Here is a 25644-nt window from a genome sequence, read left to right on the forward strand (position 1 = left end):
TTTAACCTTTGCTTAAATGAAGGGCCCTTTTCCATGTACCATACAAGCTGCGGCCATCCCATAAATTTGTGAACACCCACGATACCCCATTCGACAACCCGTCACGTCAAGTGGTTTTGGATCATCTACACTGATCGTGGAGACCCCTATGGCCGAAGTGACACCGCGGATCTATAGAGCCGTTGCCCCCGTGAGTTACTGGGATCGAATACCCGGCGGGAGAAGTGGAGGGGAAGGGGCAGCGGAGCCGGGAGATCCAACACCGCGCCTATTCCACCGGCAAGAGTAACCATTCAGTCTTGCGGGGCTAGAAGGGATTCTGAGCCCTGAAGGGGCGTACCAATGGTAGTCCCGCGGGACGCGGGATGTAACCCGTGGACCGGATGCACTGCCACAGCCCTGGATCACCGACCCTGGAGGGGCATAAGCGTTAACTTTAGTTCCTAATCTCTTTCGTCCCAGAGGGACGAGACGAAAGTAGCCCGGCGATTCATCGCCGGGAAAGCGGCCAAAAACGACCCGTAGTCCCGGCAGGGACGGCCGAGCCAATGGCTGGAAGGCGTGGCCACCAGCCGTCCCTGCCGGGACTAAAAAACCTTCTAATTTGCCGAGTAACCGGCGATAAATCGCCGGCCTACTACCATGTGTTCCTCCGGAACACGGGGGAATATGACTCTTTACTTAACGCCTAGGCCCTGGAGGGGTCGACCATGAATGTGAGTTGGACTTCGGGATTGGTCGACCCCTCCAGGGTCGGTGATCCAAATGATTGTGTGGACCATTGTCCACGGGTTACGCCCGTGGCTACTGTTGGGCTGCCCCTTCGGGGCATGGGCGCCGCTCCCGCACGTAAGTGAATGATTAGTGGTTACTACCAGGCAAGCTTGACTTGCAAAGGGCGTGACTTTAGTATAAGGAGTTTTCCTCATTAGGTACGTCGTAAGAGGTGGTTCATGGCATCCAAGCATATGGAGACAAAGGTCAACCAGAAGACCCGGTACGCAGGGCAGATGGAATCCCGGACGAGTCTCTTGCAAGAGAAGGGTCTGAAGGATAAAGAGATCGCAAAAGATCCGAAGATCAAACAGTATAAGGCCAAGATCAAACAAATCGATGGGGCCATAGCTCGAATCCTGTTCCTGGAAAATCAGACCAAACAACTTCAGGAAAAGAAAGAACAGCGCATAGCCGAGGCCGCGGCCGCCAAAGCCGAAGCCGTCGCCAGCGGGAAGAAAGTTAAAGCCAAAAAAGAAGCCGAACCCGAGAAAAAAGCTCCCGCGAAAAAGAAAGCCCCGGCAGCCGCAAAAGGACAGGCTAAAGGAAAACCGGAAGCCAAGAAAAAGGGATAGAAACGGCTGCAAAACCCTGAAAGCATTTGAAGACATGCCGGGGGAAACTTTTTGCAAAAAGTTTCCCCCGGCACCCCCTTCAAAAACTCTCAATTATTGCAGACATGTTCAGCTACAGTTAGGCATGCGGCGCGCCTGATACGCAGACTGCCAACTAGCCACTCGTTCAGCCCCAACCCCTGCCTCGTTAGAGGCAGGGGTTGCAAATCATAGGAGTTTTTGGGGAGGGGTCCGGGGAGGCCCTTTTTGCAAAAAGGGCCTCCCCGGGCGCTCTCCAAGAACACTTGCTCAAGCCATGGACACAAACTACATATTAGCTGTTTTGCAGAAACTTGCTCTGATTGCTCCAGGGTTCCTTCTCGCGATAACCGTTCACGAGTTCACCCACGGGTACGTGGCGTACAGGCTGGGTGATCCGACAGCAAAGATGGCCGGAAGGCTGACCTTCAACCCGATCAGTCATTTGGACCTCTTTGGAACGCTCGTTCTGGTGCTCACGCAGATGATAGGGTGGGCCAAGCCTGTTCCGGTTGATCCGCGTTATCTCCAAAACCCCAGAAAAGACATGATCTGGATTAGCTTGGGCGGTCCCGCGGCCAATATGATCACCGCCACGCTGCTGGCCGTGCTGCTCCACATCCTCGTGGGAGTCTGGGGAGGGCCTCGAAGCGGCCCAGGCGGAGCGTTTTTTCTCCGGCCGCTCTTCCTCATCCTGGCTTACGGCGTACAGATTAATGTGGTCCTGGCCATATTCAACCTCATACCGGTTCCCCCGCTGGACGGATCCAGCATACTTGCCGGACTGCTCCCGCGGGCCCAGGCGTATGAATATGAGAAGCTTCAACCATACGGATTCATCATTCTGATGCTCTTGATCTTCACCGGCGTGATCAACTACGTGATCATGCCTCCTATCGAGTTCGTGACGAGGCTGTTGCTTTCCGGCCTGGGTTGAGCGCCATGTCTTATGAGGTAAAACTAGAGATCTTCGAAGGCCCGCTGGATCTCCTGCTTCACTTGATCCATCGCAATGAAGTCAGTATTACCGACATTCCCATCGCATTGATCGCGCAGCAGTACCTCCAGACTATAGAGCTGATGAAGTCACTCAACCTGGACGTGGCGGGGGAGTACCTCGTCATGGCCGCTTACCTTACCCACATCAAATCCCAGATGCTTCTGCCCGTAAATGAAGATAGAGCGAACGAAGAGGCCGGGCCCGATCCCAGAGAGGAGCTGGTCGCGCACCTTCTTGAATACAAGCGTTATAGGGAAGCCGCCGAGACCCTTGCCTCGGTGCCGATGTTGGAACGGGACATCTTTGTGAGAGAGGCCGGAGACGAAGATGTAGACCTGCCCAAATCGAGACAGCCGCTTGAGGTAGGACTGCCTGAACTACTGGAGGCCCTCCGAGGCCTCCTGGCCCGCACGTCACGCCGCGACTTAATCGAATTGGAACCCGATCGCCTCCTTGTCAAGGACAAGATCAACCACATCCTGGGACGGATCGGGTCTCAGGATTGGATCACCTTTGCTTCCCTTTTCGAAGACGATCTGTCGCGGCTCAGCGTAGTGACAACGCTTCTGGCATTGCTCGAAATAGTAAAACTGCAATTAGTGAGGATATATCAGGACGTTCCCTTTGGGACGATACTGATTTCGAGGCGTGTGGCCGTGGACTCGGAAACCGATTCCGGGTCGGATTCCGTGCAGACGGTTACAGCGTACGCTGGCGAATGAAATCTCGTAATATTTCGCATTGAAGGAGATGGCCTAGTCACGCGAGGGGTATGACGCTCGAATCCGGTTAGGCTAAACGTTAGAGTGCATCGCTTGGTCTTTTGCCGACCCAGAGTGAAGGTTTCCAGCATCGTCGTGACCTTTCAGCCCTTCGAGGGTAGGAATGTTTTTGTGGGGCAGGCTTTCCAGCCTGCCAGCTCTCAGATGTCAATAATGGCAGGCTGGAAAGCCTGCCCCACAGTCCTCCGGCATCGGCACGATGTGAAGCCCCCATCCATAGCTGAATGGTCAGCGTCGTCGGGGAATTTCGTAGATACCCCCATTGCTTTCATCCAGTTCCCGCCAGCTCAGATTTCTTCCACCGTGATAGCTTCTTCGGGGCAAACGGAGACGCAAGATTCACATCCCAAGCAGTCCTGAGGATTGACTACCGTGGTTGAATTTTCCTCAACAGAGAGGACATCCGCAGGACAAACGTCCACACATTCACCGCACTGTTTGCATTTTTCTTCACTGATTCTCGGTAAGTACATCGTCTAACTCCTGGTATCCGGAATGGTTGCACGCACAGCCAGAGGCATCGTGCGCGGCACAGCTCAATGGTTGGTTGGGCAGCCAATAATACAATTGCAGGCATCTCTGCGTCAAGGCGGGGCAAGGCTCCGGTCCCATTGACAAGACACCGCGCGGGTGTTAACTTGCTTCATATGGTATCAGGCCCATTAGAAGAGGCCTATGTAAAAGCTAAGGATGCTCCGGAAGCGTTCAGTGGTCCTCTGGCCCTTCCAGGCCTTCGATCCCACCCATGAAAATGATGACGGACAGCCGGGCATGTCTGCGCCGCGCGTGCCCTCCTTCTCGGAATCCCGTCACGCTTCAGAGGTTCCCAAATGAAAAGTGAAAAGAAATTCAAAGAAATGACCATCACGGCCATCGCATCCGATACTAGAAATATGCAGCCGGTTGTGGTGCTAAAGGAAAAGGCAGGCGAGAGAGAACTTTACATATGGATCGGACCCGTAGAAGCCATGGCCTTGCAGCGTGCCATTACCAAGGAGATATTTCAAAGGCCGCTGACACACGAATTGCTGAGGACCATAATGGAGAAATCGGGTATCCGTATCGAGCACATTGAGATCGACGACCTGCGAGATCACACTTATTACGCCACAATATACCTGAAAAGCCCGGACGCGAAGCTGATAACCGTGGATGCACGCCCTTCGGACTCTCTGGTGTTGGCCACGTGGACCGGCGCACCCATTTTCGTGAGCGAGCAGGTGATCGAGGGAATGACGCAGGCCGACCAGGTTGAAACATCAAAACAGAAGGTTATCTTGACCCAGGAAGATATTGATAGAACCGACGAGGAGTTGACCAAAATCCTGGAAAGGATGAATCCCGACGATTTGGGCAATGCCTAGCCCCTAAGCTAACCCCCGTCCTGTCGCATTCTTCACGATCCCCTCTTGGTAAGGCCTGTGTTGGCCCCGGCCGGCAAGGTAGTCACTAAATTATCGGTGTACAAGGAGTGTCATTGCGAGCGCAGCGAAGCAATCCCCAATTTCTCTGAGGCCGAGATTGCTTCGCTGCGCTCGCAATGACAAATTCCAGCGTCTCATTCCAAAGCCACCGTAGCAATTTCCAATGAAGAATGCCTTTCATTCTCATGATCGGCGCTCACGTCCGTTTCTTGTTCCACTTTACTACTCAAGCGCCTGATGATAGATTGCTTCTGGTGGGATGAATTTTGAGCAGGTGAGGTCGATGCGAAAGGATCAGTTTCCCGCCGCTCCCGGCGGTGGTCCCTTCAGGCTCCTGAAATACTTTATAATATCCGGTTTTGTAGTAATTGCCGTCGTCACCTTCCTGCTCGGGGCATTTCTTTACACCACCAGTGTGGACACGCTCCTTAAAAGTTCGGGGAATTACGCGCGGCTGCTGGCGGAAAACCTAAATTATAACATCTACATAGGATTCTATGCACCGTTGAAGGGCAGAGGCCTTTCTATGGACCTGCGCAAGTGGGATCAGTTCGGCACTTTGGATTCTCTGATAAAAGATTTTACCTATGGGTTGAAGATTCAGCGAATCAAGATCATCGACCGCCAGAGGAAAATAGTCTACAGCACCGAATACGATCTTATAGGAAAACCGGAAGCCAAGAGCGCTTACGTAGAAGAGGCGCTGGCGGGCAAGGACTTGACTGCAATCGGCGAGGAAAAACGCTCTCCGTGGCGCTGGTACGGCAATTGGTACGTGGACACGTACTACCCCTTGCGTGAAGGAGCGGGCAACTACTGGATGCTTGGAAACATCTACGGCGTTATCCAAATAACGCAAGACGTTTCGGATCAGTACGCAGTGGTGCACAGGTCGATACTTGTTATCATCGTTGTGGCCGCGGGTTTGATGGTGTTTCTTTTCATAACGCTGACCCTCATTGTGCGTCGAGGCGAGAGGATCGTATTGGAGAGGGCCAGGGAGCAGAAGAGGCTGGAAGAACAGCTTCAACAATCGGAAAAGCTGGCTTCCATCGGCCAGATGGTGGCGACTCTGGCCCACGAGATTCGCAACCCGTTAGGCATCATCCGCTCGTCAGCCGAGGTCCTGACAAAAAAGTCAAATCCTGACCCGGCACGAATACAGAAGCTTTGCGGTGTGATTGTGGAAGAGGCGAGTCGATTGAGCAGCATTCTCAAGGACTTCCTGGATTTCGCAAAACCCAGGTCTCCGTCGGTCAGGGCTATTGACGTTCGCGATGTGATCGCTAGAGTAAGAGATAATCTGGAGCACGAAATCCGGGCCAGGGACATCAGATGGTCCCAGCCGGAAACCAACGGCGCTCCGGGAATGGTCATGGGAGACCCCGACCTGTTGTACCAAGCTTTTCTGAATGTTACCATGAACGCATTCGAGGCGATGGAGAACGGAGGCAGTTTCGACATCGATGTGGCACCCGAGCCTTCCGGGGTTCGGATTGATTTCGCGGACGACGGCCACGGGATCAAAGAAGAGGATGTGGCCAAGATTTTCACGCCTTTTTTCACGACTCATGAGATGGGAACCGGACTGGGGCTTTCCGTGGTACACAATATCATAACCGCTCACGGAGGAGAGGTCTCTGTGGACAGTAGAGAAGGTCATGGAGCCGTCTTTAGTATCCTGCTTCCGGCAGGGAGGCCGAGGGCCTGAACCGAGAGGCACTACTAAAGAGCAAAGGATCAACATGCCAACCGTGCTGGTTGTAGACGACGAAAAGAACTATTTGGTGGTACTGGAGGACCTGCTGCAGGACGCGGGCTACGAAGTCGCGACCGCCTCTTCTGGAGCGCAAGCCATTGAAATCATACAGAACACCCCTGTAGACACGGTCCTTTCGGACATCAAAATGCCCGGCCTTTCCGGGATAGAGCTTTTGGAGGCAGTCAAAGCGGTAGACAGCGATCTTCCCGTGATCCTGATGACCGCATACGCGGAGGTTGATCAGGCGGTCAACGCGATGAAAAACGGCGCCTTGGATCACATCCAGAAGCCGTTTGACAACCACGACATAAGAAGGGCGGTGGCGCGAGGTGTCGAGCGCCGGTCGCTCATAAAGAACATCAGGCGTCTCGAGGCCGAACTGGGGACAATCTGGGGAAATATCGTAGGCAAGTCCAGAGCAATGGAGACGGTCTTTTCGTTAATGAAACGCGTGGCAGACACTCCGACAACGGTTTTGATCACAGGCGAATCGGGTACGGGCAAGGAACTCATAGCACGAGGGATTCATAAGGCGTCTTCCAGGAGCCAGGCGCCGTTTGTGTCAATCAACTGCGCTGCTGTCCCTGAGAATCTACTGGAATCAGAGCTGTTCGGGTACGAGAAGGGGGCTTTTACCGGAGCTGTGAGCCTCAAGCAAGGCAAATTCGAGTTCGCTGACAGTGGGTCGCTTTTCCTGGACGAAGTCGGGGAGATGTCCTTGAACCTGCAAGTGAAGCTTTTGCGGGTCTTGCAGGAGCAAGAATTCCAGCGGGTAGGGGGGAATAAGGACATAAAAGTGGATGTGCGAATAATCGCCGCCACCAATAAAGATTTGAGAGAGGAAGTGGATGCCGGCCGGTTCAGAGCAGACCTCTTCTTCAGGCTTAACGTGGTGGCGATCAATGTGCCTCCGCTTAGAGAGCGCCGTCAAGATATCCCTGTCCTGGTGGCCCATTTTCTGAACAAGTTCGGCGAGCGGTTGGGAAGGTCAATTCGAGACGTGGACCCTGACGTAATGAGCGCCCTGTATAGCTACTCCTGGCCGGGAAACGTCAGAGAGCTGGAAAACGTGATCGAACGCGGGCTCGTATTGTCCAGGAGTTCGACCCTGACGCCTGACGATCTCCCACCGGAGATCCGCGAATCCCATGAGATTGAAGAAGGCATCGACACATTGATTTCATGGGAACGAGGGCTGGCGGAAACCCTGGATGCCATAGAAGAGAGGATGATCCGGCATGCCCTCAAAAAGGCCGGCAACGTGCAAGCACAAGCTGCTAAAACCCTGGGGGTCTCTCGCAGCAACTTGCAGTACAAGATGAAGAAGTATGGGCTGCTCACCTGATGCGCCGGGCCGTTGCGCGTGGGAGATAGGCCTGCCGGATGATGCCACATGTGCCATTGAGGTGAATCTCCGGGAACCATCGGGGAAGTAAAGTGACAAATACTTAATTTACATTGGTCGATAGCAATCAACGGTGATCGCGGGGAAGTGCCGTTTCGAGTGGAGTTGTTGACACCGACTTTGATTTAATCTATAGACAGAAGTGATTTCAAAAGAATGAAGGAGTTTTCGCAGTGATGTGGAAGAAGAGGGTATTAATCATGCGAAATGTCATAGCATATCTGGGTTTCGCTCTCTCCCTAATTCTTGCAACCCCATCGGTTCATGCCCAGATGTACTATCCGAACAGTTACCCGCAGCATCAATATCCTTACGGGACGAACCAGGAGGCGGATGCTCAGACCTGGGGCGGCCCGATGGAGCAAGCCCCTAATCAGCAGCAGGCTTATGGCAACCCCGCTGTCAATCTCCAGTACGACCCAAGGGATGCCGAGATGATCTTGAGAGATCAGCTTTCTCGCTCCCGACAACAGCAAACACAGCCGGCGCCGACTCCTCAACCCGCTCCGAGTCAAGAGAACATGTACGATAATTATTACGGCCACCGGATCCAGGACGAAGGGCAGGTGCAGCAAGTCATGGCGGAAGCCCGACGTGTCGGCAGCTTGATAAGAAATAAAAACGGGAAGTCGTTTCTCGTCATTGACAAGCGCAATTTTCAGTTCTACTTGTATGATCAAGCAGGAAGACTCCTCAGAATAGGGCCCGTGGCCATCGGCAAAGGCAAGACCGATGTTGGGGCTTTTGAGACCCCGGTGGGTGTGTTCCCGATAAGAACCAAGATCCCTGTTGACGATTGGATCAGACCCGACTGGTATTTCATTGAGGAGGGAGAGCCCATACCCAGACGATGGGAGGATCGGAGAGTCCCCGGCTTCTTTCGATACAAGCTCGTATTTGATGGGTCGCGCTACGTGCATTACGCCGAAGCCACCGGTGGCCGGCTGACTCACGGCTGCCTGGGACTTGATTGGCAAGATGCCGAAGCCGTGTTTCATACCATGCAGGTCGGTTCATACTGTGTAATTATAGATCACGGATTTCTGACCCGTCTGGCCAGAGGAGAATTCCCGATTCAGAAGCCGCCGGCAAAACCGGTCAAACCGGAAGAAGGCACCGTGCCTGTTCCCGCCAGGGTAGAGCCGGATCGGAACTCTGTCCGTGCGGGAGAAAAAGCGCTAAACAACCTGTGGTAGGGTCAGGCCGACAAAAACACCGAACTTGTTCGAGACGTAGTGAAACCACAACATGAGGATGGGCTGAATGTCCTTCATCCTTAAGCACAGCGCCGGGGTTGTAATTTGCCTCGGTACACTCTTGTTTGCCGCCTGCGTCAGCATGTCGACGCGTCCCCAGGGTTCCATAGACAAAAGACTGTTAGACACCTGGGAACTTCTTTACCAGGAAAACGATAAGGGCGACCAAGAGCGGCCCAACGAGGCGACCAGAACTCTCATTGAGTTTACCGACAGAGGTCAAGTTATTTTCAACAGAATGGACAAAGACTCGGACAAGATGAAGAAACGCTCAGGGCGCTATTCGGCCGAAAACGAAGAGATTAGCATCACGGACGATGGCGCTGGGGGCAACACAGTGAGATGGCCCTATCAGGTGGCGGGAGACACGCTGGTCCTGCAAATGCCTGAGGTGAAGAAGAAATTCTATTGGCGCCGATATAAGAATTAGAGTGTTTTTTTACGATCTGGGCCTGGCGACGGGTCGGCAGGGACAAGGGTAGCGGAAAAGGGACCGCCTGAAAGAGAGGCCATCCCCCCTTCCACGTTCGAGTTGGAGAAACGGATTGGGCGCGTACTGCAAGAATAAACGGCTTCTGATCGCGATTGTGGCGGGTTTCTCGTCATTGTTCGTCTGGGTTCACTGCACCTTGGCCGCTGAACGGTCGGAAGTGCTCCGGTACGAGGTGACATGGAATGGGAACAAGGCCGGCCACGGGGACATTACGACAAAGGCCAACGCCAAGGAAGTCACTGTGGTAGCACAAGCAGTTTCGGACGGCGTCCTCAAGGCCGTGATTGAACTCTGGAGCCAAATTCACGCCAAATTTACTCCCAAAAACTTCAAGCCTCAAACCTACAAATTCCACCTGAAGTCCAGCTTGTCCAACCCGGAATCGGTCGATCTGGCCTTCGATCACAAGACTCAGCTGGTTCAAGTAAACAAGCAAAAGGGCAGCGAGAGGGAAAGTCATTGCGAGAAGTTCTCCGGGGTTTACGATCCGATTACCGCCATATACTTATTGAGGCATCAGGCTGACTTATCCAAACCGATGTTCGTGGACATTTATGATGGCAAAGATCGGTCGCGACTCCTGGTCAACCCGGCAGGAAACCAGCATGTCAAAGTCAAGACGGGCATGCATCAGGCGGTTTGTCTCGACCTTCGCCTGGTGAAATTGACCGGAGATAAGAAAGAGGTTGCAACTGGAAAGCTTTGGATCTCCAATGACGAACACCGCATCCCACTTTTGTTGACCTCGTCCCCGATCGTGGGGACCATCCGCTTTGAATTGGTTCAAGCTCAACTCTGATCCGTGCGGTGGGCATCATCGGCTTCACTGTTCCGGACAACAAATCCCAATGAACCGCTTATAGCATTTTTCTGAAGTTCTTTTCGAACGGCCCTCTCCCCGTGTCGGGGAGCACCCCGAGTCGGTGTTCGGGACGCAGGCCGAGGAGTTCAACACCTCCGGATTACGCTTTTGCAGGAATGACCGGAACACAGATAGGGAATTACCTTCGAGAATCGCTGGATCGGCATGTTGGGGCACGCCAGGCTGAGGGCAATGGAAATGGGCGACATTTCCCGGGCAAGGGAAATACTTGAATCCATACACAGAGAGGCCCCGGAATCCTACCTGGTCGGAGGCGCTGTGCGAGATCGCCTGATGGGCCGGCCTTGGCCGACGGACCTTGATCTTGCAGTGCCGTGCAACGGATTTGAATTAGCCAGGCGCCTCGCTGGAACCGGACGGTTCAAGGCCACCTTTGTCCCTTTGGATTCAGTATCCGGCACCGGTAGAATCGTATTGCACGGGGACCCGTCGACCGTCCTGGACATTTCCTCCTACAAGGGTCAGGACATCCGTGACGACCTCCGACATCGTGATTTCACCATAAACGCAATAGCAATGACCATCCCCGATTTCTTGGAGGGAGAGGACGAACGAGTTGTTGACTCCACGTCGGGAATCAGGGACCTTCAGACGAAGACCATCCGAGCCTGCTCCGGGGCTGCGTTTGAAGAGGACCCGCTTCGAATCATCAGGGCATTTCGGTTCAAGGCTTCCATGGACTTCACCATTAACGCCGATACGCTCGACCTGATGCCGCGGAGCCTTAAAGGACTGGCTGCTGCATCGCCTGAAAGAATACGAGACGAGTTGATCGCTACCCTCTCTGCCTCAGCCGCTTTTCTTGTGCTGGTTGAAATGGATTCTATGGGAATAATCGATTTACTGCTTCCGGAGATCGTCCCTATGAAAGGATGCCTACAGAATGAATACCACCACCTGGATGTTTGGGACCATACCCTGGAAGCCGTAAAGCAGTTGGAGCAAGTGCTGAGGACTCCGGCAGACTACTTCGCAGATTTGAGCCCTACCGTGGAGCAATACTGCAACGAGGAGCCGGTTAAAGGACGGCAGCGAAGCTCTCTCTTGAAGCTGGCTACGATCTTTCACGACTCAGGTAAGCCTCAGACGGTGTCGAGTAATTCTCACGGGAGAATTCATTTCTTCGGACACGAGAAGATCTCCACCCGACTTTTTGAACAAGCCGGTCTCCGCCTGAAACTGGCCGGCCGAGAGATCAAATCCGTGTCAGAAATAATAGCGGGTCATATGCGCACATTAATCTTTACCAGAGGCCCGGTGACCGGCCGTGCCGTGCATCGCCTGTGCAGGCATTTCAAGAGGGACGTTACGGGCTTGCTCGTGCTTTTCCTTGCCGATCTCAGCGCATCTCGAGGGCCTGCCAGACCACACGGGCTGGAAAGCACGACCCTGGAAAGAGTTCATGAGGCGTTACGGATGTGTCTGGAAGCCGAACGAGAACGACAACCGCCTTTCTTGAACGGCAGAGAGGTGATGGCGATTTTTGGCCTGACTCCAGGGCCCTATCTGGGGAAGATCTTGAAGAAGTTGGACGAATTGCAGGGAGAAGGGGAGGTCAGGACACGGGATGAGGCTGTCGCGGCCACAAGGGCCATTTTGAATGGCCAAACTCAACCGGGAAGAACAAAAGAACCGCAAAAGGAAACAAGAACCCAAAGGAAACACGACTAAGCTTTGAGGCTCTTCGTCCCTCTCGCGGCTATAGCAAACAGGTCTACTGGTCTTTCCCGAAGGTGCTTCCGAGGTTCTCCTTGAGCAAGTCTCCCAGGTTGGAAGCAACCACTTCCTGGCTGTGCATGTACCCCTTCACCTGGTCATAGTCCCCGGTTCTTTCCAGACTCTTGATCGACAGCGCGATCTTTTTGTCCTTCTTATTGACCTTGAGGACCATGGCAGTCAACTCCTCGCCTTCATGAGTGAAGTCAGCGGGTGAATTGACTCTCTCCTTGGAGAGTTCGGAGACGTGTATCATGCCCTCGATGCCTTCCTCTATTTCGAGAAAGACACCAAAGTCCGTTACTGAAGTAACCTTTCCCTTAACCTTGGCCCCGGGAGGATACCGGTCGGGGATGGTTTCCCACGGATCTTCGTGAATCTGCTTGATGCCCAGGGAGAATCGTTCGTTTTCTTTGTCGATGTTGAGGACCACCGCCTGAACGGTTTGGCCTTTCTTGTAAACCTCACCAGGGTGCTTGATCCTTTGTGTCCAGGAGATGTCCGAAATGTGGACCAGTCCGTCAATGCCCTCGTCGATACCCACAAAGATCCCGAAATCAGTAACGTTTCTTATTTTGCCTTCGATCTTGGTCCCCTCGGGGTATTTTTCAGCGATCACATCCCAGGGGTTCGGCCTAAGTTGTTTCATGCCCAAGGATATCCGCTTCTGGTCCTTATCGACGTTAAGAACCACGACATCCACTTCCTCGCCTACCTGGACTATCTTGGACGGGTGGCGAGGCTTCTTGGTCCAGGTCATCTCCGACACGTGAACCAGACCTTCCACGCCTCTCTCCAACTCAACGAATGCACCGTAGTCGGTGATGCTGACAATCTTCCCGCTCCATTTGGAGCCGCCGGGGTACCTTTCCTCGACATTTCCCCACGGGTCCGGCTGGATCTGTTTGAGTCCGAGAGATACCCGCTCCTTGTCCTGGTCAAACTTCAATATCTTAACCTGGATCTCGTCACCCACCTTAAGCACGTCCGATGGGTGGTTGATCCGACCCCAAGACATGTCGGTTATGTGGAGCAGCCCGTCAATGCCGCCAAGATCTATAAACGCACCGTAATCGGTTATGTTTTTCACTGTTCCGGTAAAAAGGCCGGCCCCTTCCATGGCCCCCATGATGAGATTTTTCTTCGCATCCTTGGTCTTTTCAAGCAGCGGCCTTCTCGAAAGCACAATGTTGCCCCGTTTGCGATTGTACTTGAGAACATTAAATTCGAAAGTCTCACCTATATATTTCTCGAAATTCCGCACGGGTCGCAGATCGACCTGGGAGCCGGGTAAAAAAGCGGAGACCCCTATGTCCACCTGAAGGCCTCCCTTTACCCGGGATACGACCTTGCCCATGATTGTCTTCTCAGTCTCGCATATTTCCGCTATCTGGTCCCAAATGCGGATCTTGTCCGCCTTGCTCTTGGACAGTCTCACTTGGCCCGAGGATTCTTCCGTATCTTCCAGGAAGACTCTTACTTCGTCCCCGACGCTGACCGTCAGATCTCCGTTTTCGTCAAGGAATTGCTCAAGAGGAATTTGCCCTTCGGATTTGGAGCCGACATCAATCATCACGAATTCAGGTGTGACTTGCACCACCATCCCCGTGACAACTTCACCCTCTTGAACTCTATGGAAGCTGCTTTCTACAAGTTCCGCGAAATCTTCTTCTCTTGAATTCTCCTGTTCATTTTGCTCGGCAGGAAGGTTGTTGTTTTGGGTTTCCACGTTTTCCATCCAGTTGACACCCCCAGACTCTTTTGTCCCACGTTTGGTTATTCACCGACCCAGGATATCCTATTATATATATACATTTCTCGTTCCTGTGACAAGAAAAAGTTTGGCCTGGCCTACATTTTTGAAGCCTTTCAGCGCAGGATGTGCCACCGGAGAATTGCGAATTCTGATCCGCCCTTTAGCTTGGGGCGCTGCGGCCACGCAACACGCTTTTCGCCTCGATATCCTGTAACATCCGCTCCAAGACCTGTTGAGGTGTCAAGTGTGTAGTGTCGATGACGATGGCATCGCGAGCCTGGACAAGAGGTGAATGGTCGCGGGATTCGTCCCTGTGATCGCGGGCGCGCATTTCTTCTCTGACCTGGTCGAGTGGCGTCGAATTCCCTCGCTGTAGGATTTCCAAGTGACGGCGCTTCGAACGTTCAACCAAATCAGCCGTCACGAAAAATTTCACCGAGGCGTCAGGGAACACGACCGTTCCCATGTCCCTTCCTTCCGCGACCAGGTCCCACCTTGAACCTGCGGCACGCTGGAGGCCAAGAAGGGCCCTTCTCACTTCCGGCCTGGTCGAGAATCGGGACGCCTGCATCCCAAGCCACTCGTCTCTGATCATCTGCGTGACCTCTTCCGGACCGAGGAACAGCCTCATAGAAGCTATCTCCGGTTCTATGCGCAAGTCCAAAGACTCAAGGGCGCTTTCCGGAATGTCCTGGGAATCGGGCACGATGCCGTTACGAATCAGGTGCAAAGCCATCACGCGATAAAGTGCCCCGGTGTCCAGCAGAAAGAACCCCAAACGCTCGGCCAAAAGCTTCGCCGCAGTGGATTTCCCCGCTCCAGCCGGTCCATCAATGGCTATCACGACGGTTCCATGCAAGGGTTCAGGCGTTGTTTTCGAGAGTTTGTCTCTGAACATTACAGTTTCAATTCCTCAGCAACAGGGCTCATGCCGATTCGCACTTCACGGCCTCACTATGACAACGCGGACAGCGTTTCTTTCAAAGCGCTCATAAAACGCCTATTCTCATCTTCTCTTCCAATAGTCACCCTTATCCAGTCCGCCATCCCGAAGGACGCGAGATGCCTCACGATAACTCCCTTGTGCAGCAGAGCTTCATAGCATTCCCTTGCCCCGTTTCCCCAGCGGAAACTAATGAAATTCGACTGGGATGGAATTATCTCCAGGCCCAGGGAAGTTAGTTCCGAGGACAAATAATCCATTCCGTCGCGTGCAAGCTTCAAGGACCTCTGGACGTGTTCAATGTCATCCAGTGCCGCCAGGGCCCCGACTTGGGCGAGGGAATTCACGTTAAACGGGGGTCTAACGCGATTCAGTAGCTCAATGAGCCAGGGCTGAGCGATCCCGTACCCGACCCGCAGGCCGGCCAGCCCGTGAATTTTGGAGAAGGTCCTCAAGACAAGGATCGGCAGCTCGCTGGAGATGTATTCCGCCCCATTGGGGCAGTCGGGATCTTGCACGTATTCGCGGTATGCCTCGTCAAGCACCAGCACAAGTTGCTTCGAGGACAGATCCCTCACGAAAGATTCGAACTCTCCACGAGACACGATGGTTCCCGTGGGGCTGTTGGGCACGGCCAGGAAGATCAGCTTGGTCCGTGGCGTCACTGCTTTGGCTATAGCCGGGAGGTCGGCCCTGTGGTCTTTCAAGGGAACAAGGATCGGTGTACCGCCAAAGGCGCGCACGCAGATACTGTACATGGAAAACGCGTGCTCGCCCATTATTGCTTCATCATCAGGTTGAATGAAGACATGGCCGGCCATCTGCATGATTTCGTCGGAACCGTTCCCGAGAATGATACAGTCCGGGACTACTCCAAAGCGCGAAGCCAGAGCCGATCGGAGATCCGGTCCCGAGGACTCCGGATAAATGTGTGCATCTCCGAGGTGCTCTTCCATGGCCCGGACAGCCAGGGGTGACGGCCCGAGCGGGTTCTCGTTGGAGGCCATTTTTACGGCCTGGGACAAACCCAGCTCTCTCTGTAGCTCGGCCACGGGCTTGCCCGGAACGTAGGGTGGAATGGACAGTATGTGGGAAGGTATTGCCCGCTCCACCCAGGTAGGTTTGGTTTGTTGCATCTGAAGCTCCTGAAAACCCTGCGTTACACCAATTTCCTGACGTTGCGTGCTCTTGACCAGCCGGCTCTACTCCTGGCTCGGCCAATCCTGTAGAGTAGGCGGTGCCGACGGGAACTTGGATTTGACGGCCAATAGGCCAGCCAACGTATGCCAACTTCAGCAGACTCGCCACAATAGATCTCGTCGCGCTTCTTCCGGCGTTCTTGTAGGGCGGGCCGTGCCCGCCATCCTCAAAAGAGCAGCAGGGCCAGTGCCGAACAAAGATTTATACTCCGCGCACAGCGGTCAAGTCAACGCCTGCATCGCGACGAGAGGCCCGGCCGCTGTTACTCTGGATGTTGCAGAACGCGATTTCGCCGCGGGGAACGCGCTAAGCCCAGGGAACAAATATTACTTCTCAGCGGTCTTTGTGCTGAAAGCTGTGTGGATTTCTGGGGTCAAACGGCCCTGTATAGGTGAATGATTATCTTGGGTCAGACCTTTTCCTTGCAGGCCGGCAACCCCTGGTGTACGCTGTAGACCTGAAGCATACGTTGCGGGACAGTTTGATAAGCTTCCGGAGCAGTGCGGTATGTTGACATACAAAGCGATTTACAAGTCTCTCGATGAAGGCGTGCATGCCGAAGTTGTGGATTTCCCCGGGGTCATTACCTGTGGGGAAACTTTACAGGAAGCCCGCCGGCTGTTAGCGAGCGCCTTGGTGGATATGGCGGAGACGGCCTTGCTTCACGGCGAACCCCTCCCACAGCCCGATCCATCCTGCACCGATCCGGAGGCCGATTTAGAGGAGCCCATCCATTTGCTGCTGACTGCGGCGTCGCATGTCACTGTTGAACCCCAGACGGCCATAGTATGAAAAGGCGTGACCTGCTTCAACACTTGCGGCAGGACGGCTGTCAGCTTGTTCGGGAAGGGGCGGAACACTCGATTTGAGAAAATCCCGCGACCAAACGCCGTGCGTCAGTCCCGCGGCATCGTGAGATCCCTAAATTCACCGCGGCACGCATCCTCAAGCAACTGGGTGTACCTGAAGATTCTTGATATCCGCGGCCAATAGGCGCCTCCCTACGGGACCAAAGCTCCACCAGGCACGATACATTAGCCCCTGCTAGGTTTCTCCAAGCAGGCTTTCACGGCGTCGCGGCTGATACGGAGGCTTTGTTCGTCCACCTTTCCGTGTATGTCCCCCTTCTCAGTTTCCTCCACAGCTCGCTCAAACAAGGGGAGCGCTCGTTCGAACCCGCCAAGCTCCGCATGACAACGCCCCGCTGCGTGAAGGCTTGCTCCTACCCTAACGTGGTTCACCCTTCCATGTGAGGCCAGTTCCTGTGGGGCAGGCTTCCCGAAACTGTCTCAGAATGGCAGCGATGTGAATTCATCTGTAGGGGCGCTTCGAGAAGCGCCCTGATTCCGGGCGGTTCACGAACCGCCCCTACGGCGGACGCGTGAAATCCCTTATTTTGAGACAGTTTCTCCCAGCCTGCCTGTGCTGAATTGCCAACCGTGGCAGGCTGGAAAGCCTGCTCCACAAAGACTTTCCATCTCACTCAAAATGATGTCCCTCCTTCCTTTCGCTCCTCGGAATGACGGAGAACGGGAAATTTGCGGGAGGAAGTGAATGCTTTCTTGGCGGCGTCTCAATTTTCTTGACAGGGGAACCGAAAGGTTATAAGGTCGAAAAAGCCCGGTTAATTGGAATGTTATAATGATTTGCTCAACAAACATATTAAATAAAAGGTTGCTTCTTCTGCTCGTAATACTAGCTTCATATATCCATGGCGCCGGCGGGATCTCCTGCGCCTATCAGCTTGGGCCCTCGCATTCCTCTACGGACCGTGACAAATCATTCCTCAGCTCCCTGGTCCCTTTGCCTCCACAGGTGAGCAGATCGAAAGAGAAATCCCCGGAACACTACATTGATCCTGCGCTCAACCACGGGCTGAAACTGGTTCTACCGCAAACTATCCGCCAGGGCCTTAGATTCGATGCGGGCTACGACAAATGGGAAGGGCTTCCCACAATGCAGGCCGATTATTTCCTGCCCGTCAAGGGATGGACAGACAAGAGCGTGTTTTTTTCTCCCAGGATTTCCCTGAACGGGACCAAGGAGAGCTATTCGATCGGCGCGGGGTTCCGGAATCTGATTACGTCGGAAATGCTCGTGGGTTTCCACGCGTTTCACGATTGGACCCGCGGTAGGCGCACTCGGGGAGAGTTCTTGAAGGAGACGGGTGTGGGGCTGGAGTTTACGGCTCTGCCCGGCTACAATTCGGATATCACTCTTTCTGTCAACGCCTACTTCCCGACGAACGAGAAACTAACGTTCACGAATGACGGCGAGAAACTGATCAGGGAGAAATTTTCCTCCGGGGCCGACGCCCGGCTGAAGCTTCTGTTGCCGCCTGTGGTGAACTTCCTCGACATGAAGGTTGATGCACAAGTTCATTCATATCGCGGCGAGCGAACCGATTTGACCGGGTACAACGCCGGCTTGTCGGTGAACACCCGTGATGGGATGCTTCGAGGTTCGGTGGAACGCGGCAGGGATGCTTTTCGGGGGGAATACTACAAAGTCGAGGGCAACGTGACCCTCGCGTTCGACTGGGTGGACCTGTTGAAAGGCGAGAATCCTTTTTCAGCCCCGTACAAGCCTTCTGCAACGAGATTCAGCCGCAAGATTCGGGATAGTCTGTACGATCGGGCGGTCAGAAAGCACGACTTACCTACTGACCGTACTGAAAGCCGTATCACCTTGGCGGCGAACGTAGTGGACGACACCGTGTCGTTTAACGGTGGTTTTCCCGAGCTGCCCAACACACGCATTACCGTTCAGACTTCCCAGAGCCCATGGCAAGACACCGAGGAAGTGGTCACCGATTCCTCGGGGCGCTATTCGGGAAGCTTGACACTCCCGCCTGGCCAATACCGGATGCGGCTGGTACACAAACCTTCAGGCCGCGCATCGGCAATTAAGACCATAGTAATAGCAGGGACGAATAAGGAATAGCCAACCTGCGGGCAGCATTTGGCTGTTTTCAAGCGGATGTATATAGCCGTAATCCGTCGCGGCGTGATGGGGGCCGAGAGCGATTACGGTTTATAAAGACCGAACCAACGGGGTGGAGCGAGGGACAACTCGGGCCACAGTATCACAATAATCAGGCCGGCCAACATTGCCGCGATGAATGGAATAACAGCCACCGCTACCCTGTCAAGCTTGGTTTCGGCCAAAGATGTAGTGACGTAAAGATTGACGGCCACTGGAGGTGTCGCCTGGCCGATAGCGAGATTGAACGTCATTACCACTCCGAACCACAGCGGGTCCCAACCGAAACGGGCCATCAAGGGCATGAAAATGGGCAGAAAAACGTAATAAATGGAAATTGCATCCAATAACATGCCGGCCACGAACAAAAGCAAATTGATCACGAAAATCATGACCAACCCGTTCTGAGAGATGCTCAAAATCGCGTTGGTGAGACGGTCGATGGTCCCCAGAGCGTCGGCCGTCCATGCGAAAAGACCTGCAAATGCTACGATGAACATCACCACGGCAGAAGCGATTGACGCATCCAACATGCAGTTGTAAAGGCCTTTCAGGCCTATAGTGCGGTACAAAACCGTGCCGACGAAAATGCCGTAGACAACCGCTACAATGGCCGCTTCAGTGGCCGTAAAGATGCCGCCATAAAGCCCTCCTAGAATCACAACCGGAGCCATCAGGCCCCAGAAGGCCTCTTTGAGGGCTATAAGAATTTCCCACGGGGTGCCCCATCGCTCTCCACCCCAGCCATTGCGTTTTGAAATAAAATATGCCGGAACAGTGAGAGAAAGGCCCGCAATCAACCCTGGGAAAATGCCGCCGGCAAAGATCGCGGGCACCGAAACCTGGGTGAATACTGCGTAAATGATAAAAGCTATGGACGGTGGAATAATGATGGCGGTCGAGCCCCCTGTCGCTATCAGAGCCGCTGCGAAATTACGGTCATAGCCCTTGGCGATCATGGCGGGAATCATGATGGCTCCAATGGCGGCCGCGTCGGCCGGGCCGGAGCCCGAAATCCCGCCGAAGAATACGCAAACCAGTACTCCAACAATGGCCAGCCCACCGGGGATCGGCCCGACAATAAGGTTTGCCAGATGAATCAAGCGCTTGGAAATGCCGCAGCGTTCAAGGATAAAGCCGGCCAAAATGAAAAACGGTATCGCCAGGAGTGGAAACTTGGCGATATTGGAATAGAAGGTCGGTGAAATACCCAATAGGCTTTGGCCCGCAAGCCACAGGACAATGCAGGCCACCGAGCCCAACGCGATCGCTATGGGGAAACCTGCTATGAGAAGGATAAAGAACAGCAGGAAAAGAATTATGCCCGGGTCCATCTAGGGCCTCCTGGCCGTTTCCCGGGCAATTCGCCAGGAAGTCTGAACGACCCTTATGATCACGGCCGCGCCGCCTATTGGAATTGCGAGGGTATAGTACGCCTGCGGGATGTCGAGAGCTGGGGTGCTGGTGCGCATAGCGATTTCGTCAGGTATCTGGTAGACAACGCACAAGTAGACAACCAGGCCCACGGTTCCCACGGTGAAAGACGCGGCCGCGATGTCAAAGATCTTCTGAAGAGGAGCGGGCAAGGCTTCTTTGAAGAAACCCAAGCCGAGGTGAGCGCCGCGTTTGAATCCTACTGCCGCACCAAACAGCGTCAGCCATACCATTGCCATGACCAGCAACTCCTCCGTAAAGGCCAGGGAGTAGCCTGCGTAACGGGCAACCACGTTGGCAAAACCGAGCAGAGTCATAAAGACCATAATGGCGGCGCAAAAAATCTCTTCGGCATTGTTGAAAAACGATCGGAGTAATCCACTCATAGTGCAGGTCCTCTTCCTGAAGAACACTGGAAAGCCTGAACGACGTGGACCGAATGAGCCATCAATTCAGGCTACCGGACCGCGTCTATGATCTTGAGCGCGCTTTTTACCAGATCGTCACCGATTTCCTTGGTCCACTTCTCCCACACCGGCTTGGTCACATCTTTGAATGCCTTCTTCTGGTCCGGTGTAAGCACCGTCACTTGCATGCCGGAGGCTTCGGCTTCTTTTAGGGCCTTCATGTCGCCGGTAAGACCGGTGCGGGCATCTTCAATTTCCCATTTTCCCGCCTTCTCAGCGGCATCTCTCAAAATCTTTCGATCCTCCTCGGAAAACTGATTCCAAAGCTTCTGATTTACTCCGAATATCAGAGGATCAATTGTGTAGTGCCATACAGTCATGTATTTCTGGAACTGAAAGAGTTTGTACGGAAGGATAATGGAGGTTACGGGGTTTTCCTGACCGTCAACGGTGCCTTGTTGAAAGGCGGTCAGAGCGTCGGCCCAGTTCATTAAAATGGGGTTAGTCCCAAACGCCTGAAAAATGTCCTTGAAGATAGGGCTGCCCACGACTCGTATCTTCATTCCTTTCATGTCTTCCGGCTTTGCCACCGGCCGCACGGAGTTGGTAAGCTCTCTGAACCCGTTTTCGCCCCATCCCAGAAACGTTACGCCGTTCTTTTCCATTTCTTCGATGAGTTTCTTGCCTGGCTCGCCGGCCTTCACGGCATCCAACTGTTTGTAGTTTTCGAACATGAAAGGCAGAGAGAATAGGTTAAGCTGCCTGATTTGCGGGCACCAGTTTATGGTGGAGGCCAGCGCAAAGTCAGCCACGCCCTGCCTCAGAAGCATGAATTCATTCGTCTGTTGGCCGGCAAACAGTTTTCCTGCGAAATAGACCTTGATCTTTATTTTGTCTCGTGAAGCCTCTTTCACCAGATCAGCGAACATCTGCGCGCCTTTGCCCCAACTTGAACCCGGCCCCACGACCACGGTCATCTTGTACTCGTCTAAATATTGCGCTGCAGGGGTTACAGTGGCTGTTCCAATGAGCAGTCCAATTAAGCCCACGCAAACCAAAATCGCCTTCTTCGTGCGTGTATCCATGGTTTATCCTCCGATCAAGGGGTTGTTGAGTGATCCCGTTGCCCAGGTCATGGCCTGAATTCGCTCCGAAGGCACATTAGAGGCGCTACAGGTCACTCGTTTTATGGCAGAATCGTATTAATCGTATATTGGAAAGACAGCAAAGGTGTAATGACAAGCAAGCAAGCAGAGGGACATACTATCGACAAAGCCCGGTGTATAAGTTCTTCCGGCTACTTTCCCATGACTCTCCTCCCGCACTTTTTTATCTCGGCTTCAGGACGCCGCTGTTCTTTACCCTTTGTTTCGATCGGAGAATAGCAAATGGGCAATGGATGAGCAGAGCGTCCGCGATTTTATCGAAACAGGAGTAGCAGCTCCGTTGGTTGTCTGTCGTTCAAAAACAGAGTCTGCCGCGAGTGGTGTCGAGAGGCCTTCCTTTCAATGCATCCTCCACCACTACCGAGTCAACAGTTTTTCACATGTTTCGTCTGTACTGCCCACCGGCCCGGAAAAGGGTATCGGTGATCTGGCCGAGCGAGCATGTTTTCACGGTCTCCATAAGCTCTTCAAATATGTTCTGCCCTGATTGCGCGATCCGGTACAGTCGGTCAAGAGCGCGATCACATTCATGCTTGTGCCGGTCCTTGAACTCCTGAAGACGTGTGAGCTGCGAGGCCTTTTCCTCCTCGGTCCCTCTTACCAGCTCCACAGCGCATTGCTCCATATAAGTCCCATGCGGGTTCAAAAAGGTGTTCACCCCGATAATAGGGTATTCGCCCGAGACTTTCAGCATCTCATAGTACAGGGATTCGTCTTGTATTTTTGTCCGTTGGTATCCGGTTTCCATCGAGCCCAATACACCGCCCCTTTGCGAAAGTCGGTCGAATTCGGCAAGGACAGCTTCTTCCACAAGGTCGGTGAGTTCCTCCAGGATGAAGCTGCCTTGGTTCACGTTGTCTATTTTGCTCATTCCCCATTCTTTGTTGATGATCAACTGGATTGCCAGGGCCCTGCGAACCGACTCCTCGCTCGGCGTGGTAATGGCTTCGTCATACGAGTTCGTGTGGAGAGAATTGCAGTTGTCGTAAATCGCGATCAGGGCCTGAAGGGTCGTCCGTATGTCGTTGAACTGGATGTCCTGCGCGTGAAGAGAACGCCCACTGGTCTGGATATGGTACTTCAGCTTCTGCGAGCGCTCGCTGCCATGGTATTTGTCTCTGATTGCTACGGCCCAGAGGCGCCGCGCCACGCGGCCGATGACGCTGTACTCGGCTTCAAGACCATTGGAGAAAAAGAAGGACAGGTTTGGAGCGAAATCGTCAATGCCCATTCCCCTTGATAAGTAATACTCCACGTAAGTAAAGCCGTTTGCGAGCGTGAAGGCCAGTTGAGTCACAGGGTTGGCCCCGGCTTCGGCAATATGGTACCCGGAAATGGATACCGAGTAGAAATTCCTTACGTCGTTCTTTATGAAGTAATCCTGCACGTCGCCCATCATCTTCAGGGAGAAATCCGTGGCGAATATGCAGGTATTTTGTCCCTGGTCCTCCTTGAGGATGTCCGCCTGGACCGTGCCTCGAACGTTCTTCAGGACTTCCGCCTTTATCCTGGCCGCCTGATTGGGTGTGGGGTCCGCTCCGTTTTCTTCTCTAAATTTGTCCAACTGCTGATCTATAGCGGCATTGAAGAACATAGCCAGCATAATCGGGGCCGGACCGTTGATGGTCATGGACACGGAGTTGTTCGGGGCGGAAAGATCGAACCCGCTGTACAAGACCTTCACATCATCCAGAGTGCAAATTGATACTCCCGAGGTACCCACTTTGCCATACACGTCGGGTCGTTCTTCCGGATCTCTTCCATAAAGGGTGACGGAATCAAAAGCCGTCGAAAGGCGTTTGGCCTCGCTGTTGGCGGAAAGGTACTTGAACCGTCTGTTCGTACGAAACGGATCGCCCTCTCCTGCGAACATGCGGGTGGGGTCTTCATCCTGCCTCTTGAAGGGGAAAACTCCTGCTGTATAAGGGAACATTCCCGGCAAGTTCTCTTTCAGCCGCCACCTGAGGATTTCACCGGGGTCCTGGTACCCCGGCAGCACTATTCGTGGAAGAACTGTCCCGCTCAAGGTGCGTCTTTTCAGGTCTGAGCGAATCTCTCGCCCTCTGACCTCGAACACCATGTCGTCGCGGGAATAGGTTTCCTTGATGTCGTCCCACTCGCCGACCAGCCTCAAGGCTCGGGGATCGAGCTGTTTTTCTATTTCTTCCTGCAAGTGCTTTATGCGGCGAACAGCTTCGGAATCGTCATGGAGGCCATCCTCTTTCAAGGCCCGGACCGTCTCGTCCATTTGCCAGAGTCGGCGCACCAATCTCCCTTGATCCGCCCCCCACGCATGGTATCGGCGAACGACAGAGGCGATCTCCGAAAGATACCTGGTTCTCTCCGGTGGGATTATTATTGTTTGGGAAGACGGCTTCTTGTCCGGTCTTGCCTTCATTTGCGTGGACCAGCCAACCCCCGTCTTGGCGTTCAAGGCCTCTATTATGCCTGCGTACAGGCCGGTTACCCCGTCGTCGTTGAAACGAGAGGCAATGGTCCCGTAAACGGGAAATTCATCAAGGCTCTTGTGGAATTCAGCTCTGTTCCGCTGAATCTGTTTGCGAACGTCATGAATCGCGTCTTCGGAACCTTGGCGATCGTACTTGTTCACTGCCACAAGATCCGCGAAATCCAGCATGTCAATCTTTTCCAACTGACTTTGGGAACCGAATTCCGAGGTCATCACGTAGAGCGATACGTCCGCGAGGGGGACCACTGCTGCATCTCCCTGGCCGATGCCTGCGGTTTCCACAATTATCAAGTCAAAACCTGCGGCCCTGAGTACCGCAATAGTTTCGTCCATGTGTTCCGGGACCTCAGCGGTCCGCGACCGCGTTGCCAAGGACCGATAGTAGACTCTGTCGTTGTAAATACAGTTCATCCTGATACGGTCGCCCAGAAGGGCGCCGCCGGTCTTTCGGCGGGTCGGGTCCACAGAGACTATTCCTACTGTCCTGCCGGGTTGATCGTTAAGAAACCTGAGGACGATCTCATCCGTGAGCGAAGATTTTCCTGCTCCGCCTGTTCCCGTTATCCCCAGAACTGGGGTTTTGGGGTCGCCCATCTTGTCACGGAGGGCGCTCTGAATCCGAGCCAGGTTACCGTCTCCTGCTTCCTTGGCCGTCTCAACCGCGGTGATGGCGCGTGCAATCAACTTCCAACTGGAAGGTTCGATGTCGGCCAAATCGCCATCCAAACTCGCTGCGTCAACCGTGGAGAAGTCGCTTGTCTCCATAAAATGGTTGATAATGCCCTGCAAACCCCATTTTGCCCCGTCTTCAGGGCTATAGATCTTGGTCACGCCATAGCTTTCGAGTTCCGAGATCTCTTCCGGGACTATGACGCCCCCGCCCCCGCCAAAGACCTTGATGTGTCCGGCGCCGTATTCTTTAAGAAGATCAACAATATACTTGAAGAATTCCATGTGGCCGCCCTGGTAACAGCTCACGCCGATCGCCTGAACGTCCTCCTGCACCGCGGCCATCACAACCTCGGAAACCGATCGGTTGTGCCCCAGATGGATGACCTCGGCCCCTGAGGCTTGAAGAATCCGCCTCATAATGTTGATGGCAGCATCATGCCCATCAAACAAGGAAGCGGCGGTAACCACTCGAATGTGATGCTTCGGCTGGTAAGGTGGAACAGATTCGGGCATTTCTAGGCCTCTT

At 53.8% G+C, this 25644-nt stretch carries 21 protein-coding genes; 12 read left to right on the top strand and 9 right to left on the bottom strand.

Going from position 1 to position 25644, the window contains the following annotated elements; translation table 11 throughout:
• Window positions 1-953 precede the first annotated feature (953 nt).
• From HY913_16640 to HY913_16650, 3 genes are all read left to right on the top strand, one after another.
• A complete protein-coding gene (locus tag HY913_16640) occupies window positions 954-1349 on the top strand; it encodes a hypothetical protein (protein ID MBI4964903.1) in 396 nt (131 codons plus the stop codon).
• A gap of 295 nt (window positions 1350-1644) precedes the next feature.
• Window positions 1645-2304: a site-2 protease family protein gene (locus tag HY913_16645; protein ID MBI4964904.1), complete on the top strand. Its 660-nt coding sequence runs from the start codon at window positions 1645-1647 to the stop codon at window positions 2302-2304.
• A 5-nt stretch (window positions 2305-2309) separates the two neighbouring features.
• On the top strand, window positions 2310-3089 hold the full coding sequence (locus HY913_16650; protein MBI4964905.1) for a segregation/condensation protein A: 780 nt from the start codon (window positions 2310-2312) through the stop codon (window positions 3087-3089).
• Between the two features lie 347 nt (window positions 3090-3436).
• On the opposite strand, the gene HY913_16655 is transcribed toward HY913_16650, so the two are convergent.
• Window positions 3437-3622 carry a 4Fe-4S binding protein gene (locus HY913_16655; protein ID MBI4964906.1) on the bottom strand — a complete coding sequence of 62 codons (186 nt, stop codon included), beginning with the start codon at window positions 3620-3622 and terminating at the stop codon, window positions 3437-3439.
• A gap of 357 nt (window positions 3623-3979) precedes the next feature.
• Here HY913_16655 and HY913_16660 point away from each other — a divergent pair, with 357 nt between their 5' ends.
• The 7 genes from HY913_16660 to HY913_16690 all read left to right on the top strand — a co-directional run bounded on the left by HY913_16660 (window position 3980) and on the right by HY913_16690 (window position 12043).
• The gene (locus HY913_16660; protein MBI4964907.1) at window positions 3980-4513 is read left to right on the top strand and encodes a bifunctional nuclease family protein; all 534 of its coding nucleotides are present in this window, start codon (window positions 3980-3982) and stop codon (window positions 4511-4513) included.
• 343 nt (window positions 4514-4856) lie between these two features.
• Window positions 4857-6284: a hypothetical protein gene (locus HY913_16665; protein ID MBI4964908.1), complete on the top strand. Its 1428-nt coding sequence runs from the start codon at window positions 4857-4859 to the stop codon at window positions 6282-6284.
• A gap of 34 nt (window positions 6285-6318) precedes the next feature.
• Window positions 6319-7680: a sigma-54-dependent Fis family transcriptional regulator gene (locus HY913_16670; GenBank protein ID MBI4964909.1), complete on the top strand. Its 1362-nt coding sequence runs from the start codon at window positions 6319-6321 to the stop codon at window positions 7678-7680.
• A gap of 236 nt (window positions 7681-7916) precedes the next feature.
• A complete protein-coding gene (locus tag HY913_16675; protein ID MBI4964910.1) occupies window positions 7917-8936 on the top strand; it encodes a L,D-transpeptidase in 1020 nt (339 codons plus the stop codon).
• 67 nt (window positions 8937-9003) lie between these two features.
• The gene (locus tag HY913_16680; GenBank protein ID MBI4964911.1) at window positions 9004-9426 is read left to right on the top strand and encodes a hypothetical protein; all 423 of its coding nucleotides are present in this window, start codon (window positions 9004-9006) and stop codon (window positions 9424-9426) included.
• Between the two features lie 115 nt (window positions 9427-9541).
• Window positions 9542-10288: a DUF3108 domain-containing protein gene (locus tag HY913_16685; protein MBI4964912.1), complete on the top strand. Its 747-nt coding sequence runs from the start codon at window positions 9542-9544 to the stop codon at window positions 10286-10288.
• A gap of 261 nt (window positions 10289-10549) precedes the next feature.
• Window positions 10550-12043 (top strand): CCA tRNA nucleotidyltransferase, encoded by a 1494-nt coding sequence (locus HY913_16690; protein MBI4964913.1) that lies wholly within the window; start codon window positions 10550-10552, stop codon window positions 12041-12043.
• A gap of 43 nt (window positions 12044-12086) precedes the next feature.
• Here HY913_16690 and HY913_16695 read toward each other — a convergent pair whose 3' ends face one another.
• The 3 genes from HY913_16695 to HY913_16705 all read right to left on the bottom strand — a co-directional run bounded on the left by HY913_16695 (window position 12087) and on the right by HY913_16705 (window position 15923).
• On the bottom strand, window positions 12087-13826 hold the full coding sequence (locus HY913_16695; GenBank protein ID MBI4964914.1) for a 30S ribosomal protein S1: 1740 nt from the start codon (window positions 13824-13826) through the stop codon (window positions 12087-12089).
• A gap of 178 nt (window positions 13827-14004) precedes the next feature.
• Window positions 14005-14742 carry a (d)CMP kinase gene (locus HY913_16700; GenBank protein ID MBI4964915.1) on the bottom strand — a complete coding sequence of 246 codons (738 nt, stop codon included), beginning with the start codon at window positions 14740-14742 and terminating at the stop codon, window positions 14005-14007.
• Between the two features lie 56 nt (window positions 14743-14798).
• Window positions 14799-15923 carry a histidinol-phosphate transaminase gene (locus tag HY913_16705; GenBank protein MBI4964916.1) on the bottom strand — a complete coding sequence of 375 codons (1125 nt, stop codon included), beginning with the start codon at window positions 15921-15923 and terminating at the stop codon, window positions 14799-14801.
• A gap of 571 nt (window positions 15924-16494) precedes the next feature.
• Here HY913_16705 and HY913_16710 point away from each other — a divergent pair.
• On the top strand, window positions 16495-16779 hold the full coding sequence (locus HY913_16710; GenBank protein MBI4964917.1) for a type II toxin-antitoxin system HicB family antitoxin: 285 nt from the start codon (window positions 16495-16497) through the stop codon (window positions 16777-16779).
• Window positions 16780-17224: 445 nt separating this feature from the next.
• On the opposite strand, the gene HY913_16715 is transcribed toward HY913_16710, so the two are convergent.
• Window positions 17225-17470 (bottom strand): hypothetical protein, encoded by a 246-nt coding sequence (locus HY913_16715; protein ID MBI4964918.1) that lies wholly within the window; start codon window positions 17468-17470, stop codon window positions 17225-17227.
• Between the two features lie 158 nt (window positions 17471-17628).
• On the opposite strand from HY913_16715, the gene HY913_16720 reads away from it, so the two are divergent.
• Complete coding sequence (locus HY913_16720) at window positions 17629-18930, top strand: inverse autotransporter beta domain-containing protein (protein ID MBI4964919.1); 1302 nt, start codon at window positions 17629-17631, stop codon at window positions 18928-18930.
• 83 nt (window positions 18931-19013) lie between these two features.
• Here the strand turns inward: HY913_16720 and HY913_16725 are convergent, their stop codons facing one another.
• From HY913_16725 to HY913_16740, 4 genes are all read right to left on the bottom strand, one after another.
• On the bottom strand, window positions 19014-20303 hold the full coding sequence (locus tag HY913_16725; GenBank protein ID MBI4964920.1) for a TRAP transporter large permease: 1290 nt from the start codon (window positions 20301-20303) through the stop codon (window positions 19014-19016).
• Window positions 20304-20789, bottom strand: coding sequence for a TRAP transporter small permease (locus HY913_16730; protein MBI4964921.1), 486 nt, complete (start codon window positions 20787-20789; stop codon window positions 20304-20306).
• Window positions 20790-20860: 71 nt separating this feature from the next.
• Entirely contained in the window at window positions 20861-21895 is a 1035-nt protein-coding gene (gene dctP / locus HY913_16735; GenBank protein MBI4964922.1) for a TRAP transporter substrate-binding protein DctP, read from the bottom strand.
• Window positions 21896-22352: 457 nt separating this feature from the next.
• Complete coding sequence (locus tag HY913_16740) at window positions 22353-25631, bottom strand: methylmalonyl-CoA mutase family protein (GenBank protein ID MBI4964923.1); 3279 nt, start codon at window positions 25629-25631, stop codon at window positions 22353-22355.
• Window positions 25632-25644: the final 13 nt, after the last annotated feature.

The sequence above is a fragment of the Desulfomonile tiedjei genome (genome assembly GCA_016212925.1).
Taxonomy (GTDB): Bacteria; Desulfobacterota; Desulfomonilia; order Desulfomonilales; family Desulfomonilaceae; genus JACRDF01.